The sequence below is a fragment of the Streptomyces sp. NPDC048436 genome (assembly GCF_043200355.1).
GTDB lineage: Bacteria > Actinomycetota > Actinomycetes > Streptomycetales > Streptomycetaceae > Streptomyces.
Genome location: NZ_JBICXP010000008.1, coordinates 1 through 16488, shown reverse-complemented (window position 1 = coordinate 16488; position 16488 = coordinate 1). Strand labels below are relative to the sequence as shown.

Annotated in this window: 8 protein-coding genes and 6 pseudogenes; 7 read left to right on the top strand and 7 right to left on the bottom strand. The window is 67.1% G+C overall.

The genetic code is table 11. The annotated features are described in order from the left end of the window. Positions 1-7: 7 nt before the first annotated feature. A complete protein-coding gene (locus tag ACGFX9_RS26080) occupies positions 8-400 on the bottom strand; it encodes a hypothetical protein (RefSeq protein ID WP_393476652.1) in 393 nt (130 codons plus the stop codon). Between the two features lie 141 nt (positions 401-541). On the opposite strand from ACGFX9_RS26080, the gene ACGFX9_RS26075 reads away from it, so the two are divergent. Beyond that, positions 542-1435, top strand: coding sequence for a DDE-type integrase/transposase/recombinase (locus ACGFX9_RS26075; RefSeq protein ID WP_393476649.1), 894 nt, complete (start codon positions 542-544; stop codon positions 1433-1435). Next, positions 1435-2094 (top strand): annotated as a pseudogene (istB, locus tag ACGFX9_RS26070) (IS21-like element helper ATPase IstB); the annotation flags it as partial. The gene ACGFX9_RS26075 and the pseudogene istB, both read left to right, overlap by 1 nt. Before the next feature lie 212 nt (positions 2095-2306). Here istB and ACGFX9_RS26065 read toward each other — a convergent pair. After that, a pseudogene (locus ACGFX9_RS26065) lies at positions 2307-2567 on the bottom strand (DUF664 domain-containing protein); the annotation flags it as partial. A gap of 454 nt (positions 2568-3021) precedes the next feature. Continuing rightward, positions 3022-3315: pseudogene (locus tag ACGFX9_RS26060) on the bottom strand (DUF2690 domain-containing protein); the annotation flags it as partial. Positions 3316-3674: 359 nt separating this feature from the next. On the opposite strand from ACGFX9_RS26060, the gene ACGFX9_RS26055 reads away from it, so the two are divergent. After that, positions 3675-7469, top strand: a complete 3795-nt coding sequence (locus ACGFX9_RS26055) for a helix-turn-helix domain-containing protein (protein ID WP_393476647.1) — start codon at positions 3675-3677, stop codon at positions 7467-7469. Positions 7470-7723: 254 nt separating this feature from the next. On the opposite strand, the gene ACGFX9_RS26050 is transcribed toward ACGFX9_RS26055, so the two are convergent. After that, positions 7724-10246, bottom strand: a complete 2523-nt coding sequence (locus ACGFX9_RS26050; protein ID WP_393476644.1) for a DEAD/DEAH box helicase family protein — start codon at positions 10244-10246, stop codon at positions 7724-7726. Between the two features lie 242 nt (positions 10247-10488). Between ACGFX9_RS26050 and ACGFX9_RS26045 the strand changes: the two are divergent. After that, positions 10489-10751, top strand: a pseudogene (locus ACGFX9_RS26045) (MerR family transcriptional regulator); the annotation flags it as partial. 290 nt (positions 10752-11041) lie between these two features. Beyond that, the gene (locus ACGFX9_RS26040; protein WP_393476641.1) at positions 11042-11884 is read left to right on the top strand and encodes a hypothetical protein; all 843 of its coding nucleotides are present in this window, start codon (positions 11042-11044) and stop codon (positions 11882-11884) included. Positions 11885-12059: 175 nt separating this feature from the next. Here the strand turns inward: ACGFX9_RS26040 and ACGFX9_RS26035 are convergent. After that, positions 12060-12741, bottom strand: a pseudogene (locus ACGFX9_RS26035) (TetR/AcrR family transcriptional regulator). 101 nt (positions 12742-12842) lie between these two features. Here ACGFX9_RS26035 and ACGFX9_RS26030 point away from each other — a divergent pair. Beyond that, entirely contained in the window at positions 12843-13808 is a 966-nt protein-coding gene (locus ACGFX9_RS26030; protein ID WP_393476638.1) for an NAD(P)-dependent alcohol dehydrogenase, read from the top strand. A gap of 20 nt (positions 13809-13828) precedes the next feature. Here ACGFX9_RS26030 and ACGFX9_RS26025 read toward each other — a convergent pair. Next, positions 13829-14703, bottom strand: a protein-coding gene (locus tag ACGFX9_RS26025) for an IS5 family transposase (protein WP_393476635.1) whose coding sequence is annotated in 2 segments (ribosomal slippage) — positions 13829-14490 and positions 14490-14703 — 876 coding nt in all. Because the reading frame shifts where the segments join, the coding sequence is not laid out codon by codon here. Positions 14704-14797: 94 nt separating this feature from the next. On the opposite strand from ACGFX9_RS26025, the gene ACGFX9_RS26020 reads away from it, so the two are divergent. After that, positions 14798-15493 (top strand): hypothetical protein, encoded by a 696-nt coding sequence (locus tag ACGFX9_RS26020; protein WP_393476632.1) that lies wholly within the window; start codon positions 14798-14800, stop codon positions 15491-15493. Positions 15494-15535: 42 nt separating this feature from the next. On the opposite strand, the pseudogene ACGFX9_RS26015 reads toward ACGFX9_RS26020, so the two are convergent. After that, a pseudogene (locus tag ACGFX9_RS26015) lies at positions 15536-15729 on the bottom strand (hypothetical protein). Positions 15730-16488 lie beyond the last annotated feature (759 nt).

The following is a 16488-nucleotide window of genomic DNA, read 5'->3' as shown; positions in this document are numbered from 1 at the left end:
TCATCTCCTATGCGGAAACCGCGCGGGCCATGGCCCGGTGCGTGTCATCGCCGTGGTCCTCACTCGTGCACCGAAGATTGGCGGCGTCCTGATCGCGACGCTCGGCCGGCCCTCCGCAGAATCTGCCTGGGCAGATGTAGAGGTAGCACTCGGCGCGGGTCTGCTGGTAGTCGGCATCGACGGTGACCTCGTCCTTCTTGAAGTGAAAGACGGCGCGGTCCTCAGGCGGATGATCACACTGCTGCGCCGCCCGGCCCGGCGTATTTATGTGCCATGTGCGGGTCACATTGAGAGCGCAATCCGGCACCGGGCAGTAGTACACGTACTGCTCAGGCAGGCCGTCCCCGGGCAACACACCTCCCAGAGAACCCAGGTGATCGTTACGATCGGTGACGAGCACCCGTTCAAGCGCCAACAGGTGCCAGCCCAGCGCCAGCCATCTGCGTCTCTTGCCCCTGCACTGCATGGCTGCCCCCCGGGATGAGGATTCGAGTATGCCGCGCTGATTGCCCCGTCTCCAGAGCGGAACGGCAGCAGACCGATGGCATGTCACGCTGCAGACCATGAGGACGAGGGCGCGGACCCGGAGAGCCTGCGCCAGGAACTGGCAGGCGTGCAGCAGGCAGTGGTGATGGTGGTCGGCTATTCACGGTGGATCACCGCCCGGATGCTGCCGTCGCGGTCGGCGGCTGACCTGATCGCCGGGCACTGGCGGCTGCTGACCGACCTCGGAGCCGTCCCGAGGGTGCTGGTCTGGGACAACGAGGGAGCTGTCGGCTCCTGGCGGTCCGGCGGCCCACGACTCACCGCCTTCGCCGGGCTGTTGGGGGTGAAGTTCGTGCTCTGCAAGCCGCGGGATCCCGAGGCTAAGGGTCTGGTCGAGCGGGCGAACGGCTATCTGGAGACATCGTTCTTGCCGGGGCGGGTGTTCACCTCGGCCGCGGACTTCAACGTCCAGCTGGCCGACTGGCTCACCAAGGCCAACCGGCGCGTCCATCGCACTTTGCAGGCACGGCCCTCCGACCGGCTCGAGGCCGACCGGTCTCGGATGCTGTCGCTGCCGCCCATCGCCCCGCCGGGCTGGTGGAAGACATCACTCAGGTTGCCCAGGGACCACTATGTCCGCCTGGACACCTGTGACTACTCCGTCCACCCGCTGGCCATCGGCCGACGAGTCGAGGTCGCTGCCGACCTGGAACAGGTCCTGGTGACCTGCGACGGCGTCGAAGTCGCCCGGCATGCCCGTAGTTGGGCTCGTCACCAGACGATCACCAATCCCGATCACGCCGCCGCTGCCGCGGCAGGCCGCAGGAAGGCCGCCACGAAGCAGGCCCCCGCGGACTTCACGGAGGTCGAAGAGCGATCGCTCGACTCCTATGACCGCATCTTCGGCGTTATCGACGGCGGACTGACCACCGGTGAAGGGGCAGCGTGATGAGCTCGAGCAACACAAAGCAGACAGGCAGCAACCGCGACGTCACCTCCGAACTCATCTACCTCACCAAGGCGTTGAAGGCTCCTGCGCTGCGAGATGCGGCCGCCCGGCTCGCCGAACGGGCCCGCTCGGAAGAGTGGAGCCATGAGGAGTATCTGGCCGCCTGCCTGCAGCGAGAGGTCGCTGCCCGCGACTCCCACGGCGCCGAGGGCCGCATTCGCGCGGCCCGTTTCCCTTCCCGCAAGTCGCTCGAGGACTTCGACTTCGATCACCAGCGGTCGGTCAAACGCGAGGTCATCTCTCACCTCGGGACACTCGATTTCGTCGTCGGGAAGGAGAACATGATCTTCCTGGGGCTCGGAACCGGCAAAACCCACCTGGCAACCGGGCTTGGAGTCCGAGCCTGTCAGGCCGGTCACAGGGTCGCGTTCGCAACCGCCGCCCAGTGGGTCACCCGCCTCGCCGAGGCCCACGCGGCCGGCCGGCTCAGCGACGAGCTCATCCGCCTCGGCCGGATCCCGCTGATCGTGGTCGACGAGGTGGGATACATCCCGTTCGAGCCCGAGGTCGCGAACCTGTTCTTCCAGTTCATCTCAGGCAGATACGAACGCGTGTCCGTGAACGTCACGAGCGACAAGCCCTTCGGACGCTGGGGCGAGGTCTTCGGCGACGACACCGTTGCCGCCGCCATGATCGACCGCCTCGTCCACCGCGCTGAGTGGTCTCTCTCGAGGGCGACAGCTACCGCATGCGCGGACGCGACCTCGGACGGGTTGCCGCAGCCAACACCGGGGAATGACCGACATCAACTGACCAGATGGGGGTCACTTTTCAACCGCCGGAAATGGGTCACGATTCAAGCGTCGCCGACAAACGGCTCGGTCTCGCGTCCGAAGGTCGTGCAGAACCACCCGTACTCGACGGTCGCCAGATGTTTCGCCAGGCTCAGCAGATTCGTCCCTGATGGAGTCATCGGCCGCCGAAATGCGTCATCGTCCAGCTCTTCGAGTTTCCAGAGGACCGCATGGCGGTGCCGGTCGAGGCTGGCGTGCAGACTCTGCTTCTCACTGCCGATGAACGGACATGCTTGATCATGTGGGGAACGTAGCAGCGTGGTCTGACAACAGCTCATCTGGCCAGTGGCCGATGCCCCCGCCCCCTCACCGAACGTGACGAACGAGGTTAAGGAACAAGCTGAGCGAGGCAATCGCACGCCGACGGCGCCGAGTTGAACTCGAAGGACGAAACCGCGTACAACTGCATCAACAGGGCCTCCGGTCTCACGAGTTGGCTTGAACAACCCTCGTGCTGCACCAGAGGCCCTGCTTTCGTGCACCCACCCAGCCGAGATCACCCGGCCAGGCATCCTGTTCGACCAGAACCGTCCTCATGACCGATAGGAATACGGTTGCTGAACTTTTCCAGCCGAGCTCAGTGGGTCAATGTCAAGCTCAGTACCAGCCGGTGCAGTTCCGGTGTCCCGTGCTGTGGTTCCAGGCGCAGGCACGCATGAGGTGACCGCCGTCGTAGTACGAGGCGGTGTGCGTGTCCGTTCCGCTGGTGACCTTCACCTCGGGCAGCTTCTCCCAGGTCCTCCCGCCGTCGGACGAACGATCAGTCCATACAGCGTCGCCGACCCGTGCGTTGGTGATTCGTCCCCAGGCGCAGCGGGTGGAGGTGCTGTATCGCAGCTCGATGTTGATTGTGTCTACCTTCGCACTCTTCGCGGTGATCGGATCGGCGAACGTGCACGTACCGGCATTCGCTGGCGGGGCGACTGCGGCAGAGGCGGACGGAGCTCCGCCCAGGGCCAGCCCAATGCTGGCCCCCGTCAATCCCAGTGCTACGAGGGTCTTCTTGGCCCGGCCATTCGATCGCATCGCGGACGTCATCATCAGCGGTTCTCTCCCATCGACTGGTGCATTGGTGAGCCCAAATTGGCTTGGTGAGCTGATCAGGAGGGCGTGGCCGCGCCACTCGGTCACGGCAGCGGACCCTGGCCTACTCACGGGCACGGCTTGTGCCCAGGCCGCACGCCGCCGGATCCCGGGGCGTGCCGTTCGGTTGGTTCGGTATCGAGTTCATCGGGCTGGGGGTTGTTGCACAGCCGTGTCCCGGGCGTGAAACAAAGCAGGTCACAAGCCCGGGTTGGCGAGATGGTGTCTTTCACGGTGGTGGGGCGCGTGTTGGGATGAGACGCCGCTGCTGGTCACGGGGCGGTACGGGGGAGGGAAGCGGTATGGGGCGTCCGGAGACGGACATCGATCCGGGGCTGGGTCCGGTTCAGCGGTTTGCGTTCGAGTTGCGCAAGCTGCGTCAGGAAGCAGGCGGGATTACCTACCGGCAGATGGCCCGGCAGGTGGAGGTCTCGGTCTCCACCCTGTCGAGAGCGGCCGGAGGAGAGCAACTGCCCTCCCTGACGGTGGCCTTGGCCTATGTACGGGCGTGCGGCGGCCAGGAGCAGGCGTGGGAGCAGCGCTGGCGCGAGGCGGTCACAGAGCAGGCCCGGGCGGCCGACCTCGTAGCGGACGAGACCGTCCCTTCTCCCTACCGTGGTCTGGCCCGCTTCGACGTGGGCGATGCGGAGCTGTTCTTCGGCCGGGACGAGGTGACCGACGTACTGGTCCGCACGGTCACGGAGCACCGCGTGTTTGCGGTCTTCGGGCCGTCCGGCAGCGGCAAGTCATCTCTGCTGCGGGCGGGGCTGGTCCCCCGCCTGCGCAGCCTCGACGGACCGCACCGGCCGGCGGCGGTGCGGATCCTCACCCCGGGCGAGCATCCGCTGCGCACCCACGACACGGTGTGCGTACCAGCCCCGGGCGAGGGGGATACCTGGCTGGTGGTGGACCAGTTCGAGGAGGTCTTCACCCTTTGCCGCGACACGGCAGAGCGGGTGGGCTTCCTTACCCGTCTGCTGGCCGCCGCCGAGCCCGCAAGCCGGCTGCGCGTAGTCCTCGGTGTACGCGCCGACTTCTACGGACGCTGCGCCGAGCACCGTGAGCTCGCAGACGCCCTGGCCGAGGCCAACCTGTTGGTGGGCCCGATGAGCCCGGCCGAGCTTCGCGAAGCCGTCGTCAGGCCCGCGCAGTTGGCCGGACTGATCGTCGAACGCGAGCTGACCGCCCGCCTCGTGGAGGAGACCGGCGGCGAGCCGGGTGGCCTTCCGCTGCTCTCCCACGCCCTGCGGGAGACCTGGCGGCGGCGCCGCGGCCGGGCGCTCACCATGGAGGCATACGAAACGGCGGGTGGCATGCACGGCGCCATCGCGCAGACTGCCGAGGAGATCTACACCCGGCTCTCCCCTACTCACACGGAGCTGGCCCGGCTGATCCTGCTGCGGCTGATCGCCCCCGGCGAGAGCTCCCAGGACACCCGCCGCCCGGTCGACCGCAGCGAACTCGACCTCGGCACCGCCTCCCAGGACGACATCGCCCTCGTCCTGGACCGGCTGGCCGGCGCCCGGCTGCTCACCCTCGACGAGGACACCGTCGACCTCGCCCACGAGGCCCTGATATCCGCCTGGCCCCGGCTGCTTGGGTGGATCGAGGAGACCCGTGAGCACCTGCGCGCCCACCGCCGCCTGACCGAGGCGGCTCGCGCCTGGGACGATCTCGGACGCGACCCGGGGGCCCTGTACCGCGGCACCCGCCTGGCCACCGCCGAGGAGATCTTCGCCCCGCCCGCGCATAACTTTGCCCTCACGGTGTTGGAGGCGGACTTCCTCACCGCAAGTGCCGCAGCACGTGATCAGGAGCGGCAGGCGGCGAGGCGGGCCGCACGCCGACTGCGCGCGCTTGTCGGCTCGTTGTCCGCTGTGGTGGTGCTCGCTCTGCTGGCGGGTGTCGTCGCCTGGCAGCAGAAACAGCGAAGCGACCAGCAGAAGGTCCTCACTGCGGCCCGCAAGGCCGCTACCTTGGCGAACGGCCTTCGCTCCTCTGATCCCCGCCTGGCACTCCAGCTCAGTGCCGCCGCCTGGACATTGCGCCATACTCCAGAGTCCAAGTCGGCGCTCCTGGGTGCGTTGGAGCAGCGGGAGCGGGCGAGGTTCGAGCCGTCAGTAACCGACGACCAACAGTTCTTGAGCGATGACGGACATACCCTCACCCGCATTGGGAGCAGCCGCATCACAGTGCGGGACGCAGAGACAGGCCGAGTGACGGGCACCTTTCGTGGACTGCCGCGCGACGCGGATCTCGAGACAGGCAATACTTTCGAGCACAGCCCCAACGGCAGGATGCTCGCTCTCCCCACCTTCAATGGGTTGATACGGCTGTGGGACATCCGCGCCGGACGCTACCGCGGTCCCGCCTTCGGTCCCTCCCATTCCGCCGTTGAGAACTCTGCAGAATTCAGCAAGAGCGGTCGAGCGGTGATCTTTGACCTCGGCGGCGACCTCATAGAGGTGTGGGACACGCACACTGCCCGGCAGCTGATCCGCCAATCCGTCCCGGATGACAATGCGGGGGACACGGTGGACGTGAGCGCGGACGGCCGGCTGCTGGCCCACTGCGCCAAAGACCGCCGCGTCAAGCTGTGGGATCTCAATCACAACCGCCGATTGACTTCTCAGTGGATCACGAAGGTGCCCTGCCCAACAGCCGAAGCGGGCCTACTGTTCTCCCCAGATGGACACACCCTGGCAGTGGCAGATGAGCGGGGACTGCGACGCTGGCAGCTCGCCTCCGGAAAGGAACTGCCCCGACTCCGCCAGACATCCCCAGAGCGGTATGTCTTCAGCCACGACGGGAAGTTCGTGGCAGGCGCGAGTAGGAACGAGATGCGCCTTTGGCGCCTCGACCGGTCCGCCGCCATGGTCTTCCACCACCTCCTGGCCGACGAGTACGTGTACTCCGACGACGTCGGGATCGACATGAGGTCCCAAGCGATCCGGTACGCAACAGGCGGGTCCGCTTACAACCGCTCCACTACCTCCGGTACCCGAACCGTGGTGCATACGCTCGATCTGGGCCGCTCCCTCACCCCATCCTGGGGTGCGCAACCCGTCGCGGACGCCACGTTCAGCAGGGATGGCAGCACGCTGGCCCTTGCCCGATCAGGCACCCGCACCGACCACTTCACCCTGTACGACGGGCACAGCGGCAAGACCATGACACGCCTCCCCGGGCTGGAGCGGCCCGTCCCTGCTGAGGGCGAGGCGGACCCTATTCCATTGATTTCGCTGAGTGCCGATGGGAGCCGTTTCGCCTACGGCCACGGCGAGACACCCCCCTGGGACGGCGCAGCTCGGATCCGCGTATGGGATACGAAGAGAAGCCAGCAGCTCACGTCCTTCACCCACGAGACAGACTCCGCCTTCCTGGCCATGGCACTCAGCCCGGACGGCCAGCGGGTGCTAACCACAGACGGGAACCTGTCCAACAAGGTCTGGGACGCCCGCAGCGGCGAACAGCTACGCACCCTGCCCGGCGTGAACCACGGCGGCACCACCGAGTCTCAAGAGCTCGAGACGCTCAGCGCTGACGGCACGAAGCTGCTGACAGCAACCGGTGTTTTGGTCCAGGTGTCAAACGGAAAAGCGCTGTCTGACCGTCGAGGCGTGTGCCTCGACTGCCTGTTCGCATTCAGTCAGGACGCTGCCCGTATCGCCGCGGTGGAACCCTGGGGAAAAGTATTCCTGTGGGATGGCGCACTCCGCACGCGACTGGGCGCACTGAACAGCACACTCGCCCGTTCCGCTGCCGACGAACCTGAGGAAGCGACCGCAATGGCCTTCTCTCCAGACGGTACAACCCTCGCCGTCGCCGGCAGCCAGGGCACGTTGCAACTGTGGGACGTGAGTTCACAACAGCCCCTTGGCCCCGCCCTGCCTACCCCTGGCGACAGCATCCTGGCCCTGGCCTTCAGCCCAGACAGCAGCACTCTGTACACCGCGGGTGAACATGTGCGGTGGCAGAAGTACAACATCGACCCCACCCGCGCCCTCGACAGGATCTGCGCACGCGCCGGAGCATCTTTACCCCCCAACGCGTGGGAGAGGTTCTTCCCCGACGTCCCCTACCAGCAGACTTGTTGAAGGGGAGGCGCAGCCAGGGGCTCCCCGAGCTCCGTACTTTCACCGCCCGCGCGTCATGCTGCCCTTGGCGTCATGACGGACCGCTGCGTACGGAGCGGCCTTGGGCTTCGGCTGCATCCGGGCCCTCGTCGTGCAGAGCACAACCGCCCGAACCGCGCCGCGCCTGGTGTGCGCGGCCGTCACCGGGAGCGGCGGCCGCGCCAGCACAGTTGTGGGGTGTCTGCGGCACGAACGGGGCACGGCTCAGCTGTAGGTCAGTGAGTGCGGACCGGTTCGGCGTAGGTAGTGAAGAAGCGGTCGCCGGTGAGCTTGTGGTGCGAAAGCTGTTCCCGGATGGCCTGCTCGTCCGCCCATCGGTCGGGACTGGCGGCGAGCGCGGAGGCGTAACTCGTCACGGCTTCCTTCAGCCTTTCGAACAGGGCCGGTGTGACGACGCGCATGCCCGGCACTGCGGTGGCCTTGGCGTCACTGATCCGGCTGGGATGCAGCATGACCGCCACGGCCTCGACTTCCGCGTTGTGATCGTTGAGCCAGCGGATGCTGCCGCCGAGCTGGTCCATGTCCTTCTTCGCGATGGTGCCGGTGGTGCATCCCGTCTTCAGCTCGACGACGGCCTGCTGCGTGGCCGAGAGCGCCCACAGGTTGTCCGGGCCCGTGCCGTACAGCTTTTCCGGCCGCGTGCTGGCGAACCCGAGGTGCTCGCCCAGACTCTGCCAGGATGCCTCGGCGTCATCGGAGCGCTCCTCTTCACCCCACACAACATCCTCGAACAGCGCCTGCACACCCAGCCTGAGGCTCACGCCGTCGCGGTAGCGGCCGGCGAGGAACTCCGCGGCGGCACGCGATTGCACCGCGGCCGCCTTGAGCCGCACGGGAGCAGCACCGTTCACCGACCGCAGGACGAACGTGTTGTCGCTCAGTGCTCCGGCAAGGGCCTGCTGGGCGGCCACAGGGTCGGTCAGGTGCAGGTAGGCGGCCTTCTGCTCCCGCAGCCAGCCCCGCAGCGCCTTGTCATTCTCGCCGAGGGCATTCACCGCCTTCTGTACCCGCTCGGCCGCGGCCGGGGCCCGGCCGGTGGCCGCGAGATCGAAGGCCTCCCGCAGCGCGACGGCTTCCGGGCGCACTGTGCCGTGCTCGGCGTAACGCACCTCCGCCAGCGCCCGCCTGCTGCGCTCTCTCCACTGCGGGGCCCGTTCCAGGCAGGCCTGCAGCGCCTGACGCACCGAGTTCAGGCCCCCGCCCTTGATCTGGCCGGCGATGTCCCGGCTCAGCTTCAGCTGCGCCCGTGTTGCCGGGGAGAACAGAGCCAGGTGGCGGGTGTCGTGGATCGCCGTAGCGAGCTTGGCGCCCATCAGCAGGACCGCGCAGTAGTCCTCGCCGTCGCGCACACCCCGGCCCATGCCCTGCTCGATCCGCTGGACCTCGCGGGCCAGGCGGACGGTGCTGTCGGCCAGCGCGACGGCCTCCCGCCGCTCCACCGCGTCCAGAGGCCGGGGAATCCCGTCGAGGATGAGCAGACGGCACGCGTCAGCTGGCAGGTTAACGCCGTCGTATTTGTTGACCAGCACCACCAGGCCCACATGACCGGCCTGCAGCTCCTTGACGCCCGTCTCGAGGTCGCCGACCCGCCAGATGTGGTGCGCGTGGCGCGCCCATGGCGCCGCAGCCCGCTCGCCGGGCACCAGCACGACGACGTTGACCGGCTCCGTCTCGGCCACGCCGTCGCCGTCCTGGTCCCCGTCGGCGAACTGGCGGGCCAGCACCCGTACGGCCTCGTCGTCCAGGTCGGGGTTGAGTGCCACCGGGGCAAGGATCATCCGTTCGCCGAGGTCGGCGGCGCTGCCCGGAGTGACGGGCCGGGCGACGAGACTGGGGTCGGCGCCGAAGTCGGTGACCAGGGCACTGTCGTCGGCGAGCGTCGCGGTCAGGTAGACCCGGCGGCGGGCGCGCACGAACGAGGTGATGCGGTCGATCGGCGGGCACGAGGGCCTGATCTCGATCGCCGCTGATGTTGCCGTCGCCGTGCACAGGTGCAGTACCTCGGCGAGCAGCGGCCACACGAACTCGAAGGCCCGCTCCGTGCGGTGCGGGCGCAGGATCTTGAGCACCTCGTCGCGTTTGTCGGCCCACGCCCAGAACGGGATCGGCGCCAGAGCAGTGGGGTCCTTGTCCTCCAGCCCCGCCCAGGCGTTCGCCGACTGATGGCGCAGATCCTGCGTGAACAGTTCCAGCAATTCGCGGTACGCCTCGTGCTCGGCGGGCACCCGCAGCCGGAACTGGTCCTCGGTCCGGGCCAGCGCGGCGTGCGCGTCATCAACGACGACGATCCCCAGCTCGACCGGTTCCCTGCCGTCGCCGACGACACCGAATGCCGACCTGCCGTTGATGAGCTTCTGGTAGTTCGTCACCAGCACGGCCTGGGCCGCGAGGAACACCGGGTCGTACGGATCGTCCGCGGTAGCGATGTTGAGCCTGGCTGCCTCCTGACGGACCTGCTTGGCCAGGTAGTTATCCGGCGTCAGGTAGACGGCCTTGCCGATGTTCTCGTTCAGCGTGCTCTGGGCGATCAGCAGACCGACGGCCGTCTTGCCCCCGCCGGTGTTCTGCTTGATCACCACGTCCCGCTGCTCACGCCGGTCGAACCACTTGTCCAGCACCTCACCCTGCTCATGGCGCAGATACGGCCACGGCCGGCTGGCCAGCCCCGCGTAAATATCCCGCGGCCGCAGCAGCGCCTCGCTGTCCCCCGTGCCGATCAAGTCCCAATTCAACGCCACCGTGACTCCTCCCCACTGCGCACCTGGACGTGCGGTGCGACTCATCTGCCACTAGTTTCCCTCGGCCGGTACGTGGACAAGCCCGAATCCACATTGCCTCCCTGCTCCCAGGTGGGCATGCGGACACAGAAGGCCAGCGCAACAAAAGGCCTGGCAGATGGTGTAGCAGTTCCTTCGGGTCCCGGTGCCGCATGGCACCCGGGCTCCTCCAGTGTGTTCCAAGCGATTTAGAGAGAGGCGCAATGACCGCAGACGACTCGTTCGGCCGTCTCGACGACGAGGACTATCCCGCCACACCATGGGCCGGGCCACCGCGATGCTCGGTACGACCCAGGGCCTTCTGCGCGCCATCGGCGAGGCCCGCCTGATCCCCCCCGCTGCGCTCCGAGGGCGGGCACCGCCGCTACTCCCGCTACCAGCTCGCCTCGCTGCCCGTGCCCGCGAACTGGTCGACCGGGGCGCCGCCGTCGAGGCGGCCTGCCGCATCGTCATCCTCGAATACCAGCCCAGCGCATCATGTCGAACACCACTGCACCGACCAAGCGGTGCATTGACCGACTCAGTCCGCTCTCCCGTGCCGCGCCCACCTCTTGCGCACAGGGCGACGTGCCCCCGCCGGCTCGCCCGCATCCGAGCCGGGCAGCGCGGTGACCGGACTGACGATCCGCATCGCGACGTCGACGAGCAGTGCACCGCGCTCATATACCGGGTCGTGTGTGCAAAACCGGGTGACGTGCGCGAACAGAGCCAAGGATGATGGGGCTCCTGGCAGGGGAACGGGACAGGGGAGGATCGATGCCGCAGTTCTCGCCGGCCTCCGCGCTGGCGACGTGCGAGCAGGCGCTGAGGGATCTCATCACCACGGTACTCACGACGCAGATCGGCAAGGACTGGATCTCTCAGGTGTTCACTGCCGAGAAGCTGGAGAAGCTGCGGCAGATCCGCGAGGAGGAGACGGGGCGCCGCACGCGGCGGGGGACCTCGTTCGCGCCGGGCAACGAGTTGGCTTACGCCCAGTTCTTCGATGTCATCGGCATCTTGAAGAAGCATTGGGAGCACTTCAAGCCCGCGCTGGGCGACCAGATTGAGACGCTGGGTCTCCTCAAGCGCTTCGAGGCTATGCGGAATTCCGTAGCCCATAGCCGGGAATTGCTGCCCTTTGAAGAGGAACTGCTCAGCGGTATTGCTGGCGAGATCCGGAACAAGGTGACCATCTACATGAGCAGTCGGGACCCCGTGGGCACCTACTTCGCCCGCATCGACAGCGTCACGGACAGCTTCGGAAACTGCATCAGTAACCTTCCGCAAGACCCGATGGAGCATGGAGCCTGGCTCCGTACCGGGCTAGTTCTGCACCCGGGGGACACAGTGACGTTCCAGTGCCGTGGCACCGACCCTCAGGACCGTGAACTCACCTGGTGGATGCTGCCGAACTACGAGGCCGAATCCCCTCGCCGGTCGGGCCGCGATGTCGAACTCACCTGGAAGGTCAGCGACCACGACGTTGCCGCACGGTGCGACGTCCACCTCTACATGCGCAGCTCGGGCATGCACCACAGGGTCAACGGTATGGCGCCCTTCGATCACTGCGCATCATTCGTCTACACCGTGCTGCCGCGGGATGGTGAAACGCCGTGAGAGCGGCTGCAGTACGAGCGGGCCGTCCTCGCCGGTGTGGGGGTGCGGGAGAAGCTGCGCACCACGCCCGCCACCGCTGCGTGGGGCCGGGTGTACGACGTCGTCACGCACTAGGGCCTGTTGCGAAAGTGGAGTTATCGGGCTGGATGTGCTCTGCGGCAAGTACCGTTTCTTGTCAGGCTCGGGAGGGTCGTTGCCCCTGGGGACTGTCTGTTGCAATCGGGAGGCTGCGCAGTGTCAGTGCAGCCGGAGGGGGCAGCGGTTTGTTGGTCGGGTCGGTGCGGAACGACTGGAGCAGATAGGCCACCAGGCGCCGGGACGCTGCACCGTCATCCGGTAGGGCGGTCGCCAGACCGCAGTGTGCCAATAGGACCACGGCGAGGTCGGAAGGGTGAAAATCGGTCCGTAGCGCGCCCGACGCTTGGGCCCTGCGTACCAGAGTCGTGAAGTCCCGCTCGGCTCGTTGCCGGGACTGCGCGTGTTCCGACTCGGTTTCCGGGAAGGCCGCGACGAACGCGGCCGGGAACCCGCGTTCCTCCCGTTGCAGAGCGCAGACCGTTTCGACCAGCTGCTGGAAGCCCTGCCACGGATCAGGGGCGGCCAGAGCGCTCGGTGAGCGCCCGCGCGCAGGTCTCCATCTGCTGCGCGAACGCGCCTCTCACCAGGGCGTCCCGGGTCGGGAAATGCCGGTACAGCGTCGCCACGCCGACCCCGGCCCGTCGGGCCACGGTCGCCATCGGGGCGTCGATCCCGTGCTCCGCAAAGACCGCACGGGCGGCGACGAGGACGCGCTCTCGGTTGCGCCGGGCATCCGCCCGCACCCCGTCCCGGGCTGTGATCCGAGAGGATTCCGCCATCACTGTCTCTCGCTTCCGGTCCAAGTGGACGATTGCGTCCACCTAAGAGCTTACGGTCGATGCCAGATCCCTGTACGGCCCCCGGCGGCAAAGGCAGAACGATGAACGACCGCATGATGAAGGCAGTGCTCTACGACCGCTATGGCGGCCCCGATGTGCTCTACACGGGCTGCGTGCCACGCCCTGAGCCGGCCCCCGGCGAGGTCCTTGTGAGGGTGCGCGCGTTCAGCGTCAACGGCGGCGAACTGGCAGCACGTGCCGGCCGTCTCCGCCTCATGACCGGCCGGAAATTCCCCAAGCGCGTCGGCTTGGACTTCACCGGCGAGGTCGCCGCACTGGGCGCCGGAGTCACCCGGTTCGCGGCAGGCGACCGCGTATGGGGGGTCTTGGGCCGCACCTCCGTACTCGGCAGCGCCGCCGAGTACGTGACCGTACCCGCTGAGCGGGTCGGCCGGCTCCCCGACGGCCTTGACCTGGTGGACGCCGCCGCGCTGCCGGTAGCCACCACGGCCATCACCGCGCTGCGGGACAAAGCCGGGCTGCGCCCCGGCGAACGACTCCTCGTCCGGGGTGCTTCGGGCGGTGTCGGCAACGCCGCCGTCCAGCTCGGACTGGCGTACGGCGCCGAGGTCACGGCCCTGGCCCGTGCAGCCAACCTCGACTTCGTCCGCGGGCTCGGCGCGCACAAGGCCGTCGACCACAGGACCGTGCGGCCGGCGGAACTGGGCCGCTTCGACGTGGTCCTGGACACCGCGGGGACCGACCTGCAGGCCTTCCGGCGCCTGCTGAATCCGGGCGGGCGCATGGTCACCATCGCCTTCGACCTGAAACGGCCCGCGGCGTCGCTCGGCTACCTCGCGGCCAGCACAGTCCACGGACACGGCCGGGTGCGTTTCTTCAGCGGCAACCCCACGCGGGCGGACTTCGACGACCTCGCCCGCCATGTGGTCGAGGGCAAGCTAAGCCCGGCGGTGGACACGGTATTCCCCCTGGAGGAGACAGCAGCGGCACACCAGGCGCTGGAAGCGGGCGGTGTCCAGGGCAAGTATGTGGTCAGGGTCGCGTAGGACGGCTGTGGAGGTGCTGATCACAGCCACTCGTTGATGGCAGCGATGAGGACGGTCGCCTCGTAGCGAACCGCCAGCTTGTCGTATCGCGTGGCGACGGCGCGGTGCCTCTTGAGGCGGTTGATCCCACACTCGACCGCGTGCCGCTGTTTGTAGTCGTCCTTGTCGAACTTCGGCGGCCGGCCGCCACGCGATCCACGCTTGAGGCGGTTGCGCGCCTGGTCGGCTTTGTCGGGGATAGTGCAGCGGATTCCGTGGCGGCGCAGGTAAGCGCGGTTTCTGCGGGAGGCGTATGCCTTGTCAGCGCGGACTCGATGGGGACGGGCACGTGGCCGCCCCGGCCCAATGCGGGGCACGCGGATCTTCTCCAGGACGGGTTCGAACTGCGGCGAGTCCCCGCGCTGCCCAGCGGTCACCACGATCGACATGGGCTTTTGGCCCTGCTCGACGGCCAGGTGGAGTTTGGTGGTGAACCCGCCGCGTGAGCGCCCCAGCCCGTGATCACGAGGCTCGGTGAACACGCCACCCGGCGGTTCCTTCTGCAGATCACCCTGCTTGCGAGCCCCGGCCGCATGCTGGTGGGCGCGGCAGACCGTGGAGTCGACGCTCAGGTCCCACGTGATCGCGCCCTTCGCATCTGCCAGGCACTGGAGGCGGGTGAGGATGAGATGCCAGGTGCCGTTGCGTGCCATCGACGGAACAGGTCATAGACCCGGTTCCAGGGCCCGTATTCGATAGGGATGTCCCGCCACGGAACACCAGTACGGACCCGGAACCGTATGCCGTCGATCAACTGCCGCCGAGGCCATACAGGCGGCCGCCCCACCTTCCTCCCCTGCGGCAACAACGACTCCAGCACCGCCCACTGCTCGTCCGTGAGATCTCCCCGACCCATGAACCGTCATCATCCATAGTCCCAAGATCCACTTTCGATACACGGCCTAGGCGCGCGCACGTGACGCGAATCAGGGAAACCTCGTTGGTGGGCCGTGAACCTCGACGACGACGCTACCGCCGAATATCCGCGGGCCGTACTACTCCCCGTGCTCACCCTCGCGGAGGCGCACGATCTCCTGCCACTCCTCGCGTCGGTTCGCGATAGGGGTGATCTCGACCGGGAGGCGGCCGCCTACCTCCTCGCCAATCTCACAGCTCGGGTCCCCTCGTTGGATCGGCAAGGGCAACACCCACCGAGCGATTTCGTCTGGCACGGCAGGATGGAGCTGTATGCGTTCGTAGGGTTCATGGTCCACGTGGCCGCGATCCTTGAGATGCGACTGCAGTTCTTGATCAATCACCTGTCAGAGGCTTTCGCGCCCGACTCGAATAAGTTTGGCGCCAGCAGCCGCGATCTGGTGAAACGGGCGAAAAGCGCTGCGGAGTCCAACCGCAACGTCACGGAAGCCGAGAAAGAGGAGCTGGAAGCGCTCCTTGACCAAGTCGGCCCGCTGATGGCGAGGCGGCACGGCTACGTGCACGGTGTGTGGGCCGTTAACCAAAGTGACCCACACGATCCTTTCCACGAAGCTATGCGGTTCACCAAGAATGAAGATTTCCCCGTCTGCACACCTCTCTCAGTAGATGACGTGAGAGACCTCATCGATCACTTGTCCGCCTTGGCAAAGCAGCTGACGGAGTGGTGGGTTCAACGCGTTGAGAAATCGCGGAGGCAGGGAAGCGCGTAGAACCTGCATCCCTGAGGCCCGGCTCTCCGTGGATCTTTCCTGTCAGACCGCCTCGTACCAATGAGCCAGCCCGCCCCGCCACTTCACCCATGCCGGATCATCGAGCAGGCCTCCGCGTCCGGCAGACCGGCACGGCGCGGAAACTCGACCACGTCGGCATCCGAATGGGCGAGGCCGAGGACCTGCCCGCGCACAGTCACCCGCCGGCCGCCGGAACTTAGCGGCGGATGCACCACTATCGGGCCGCTCGCATGACTCCAGCCTGGCCCCGGTCAGGCAGGCTGCATCCGAGACTGGCCCCCTCCCCCGGGCGGAAGATATAGGGCCACCGTTGCCGAGTCCCCGCGCGGTGCGCCCGCCCAGTCGAGCACGCTGAACTCCGTGTCGGGAGTGCGGGCAGGCGCCGACCCGCTCGTACAGGGCACGCCGCGCCTGGTCCTGCGTGACGCCGGAGGACTGCTTGCCCGCCATGTGGCAGCCGCCGACGTGGACGTACGAGGCCTTGTTCGGTGAGCCAGTCCGGGGCCGGTTGTGTGGTCCCGTGAGGGCCAGCGGGCCCAACTCGTGGCCTGGGGCAGGCGCTGCCCGGAGGGCGTCTGTGTGCGTATACGCCTGGTGTTGGCCCGGAGGGCCAACACCGTGATGGTTTCCGGGAGTTCACCTTCCCCCGGAAATCTGTATTCTGTATCACGGTGCGGGAATGGAATTCCCGCACCCACATGCCCGGAGGGCATCACCTCGAATACCAGGTGCAGTACTCGAATATGACGGACGGTCAAGTCAATCCGAAATGCTGCGCATTGGGAATTCTCGACGGAGTCAGGAATTCTTTTCGACTGGAAGTCGAAACAGTTACTGGGATTGCCCGGAGGGCAATCCCAGTAACTCCCGCCCGGAGGGCGGCAATTCGCGCGGGGACGCGCGAAAGGAGAATCCGGAACCGACGTGACAAGCCGCCTACGAGCTCTTTACGCCCAATAATTCCGGACAACGCT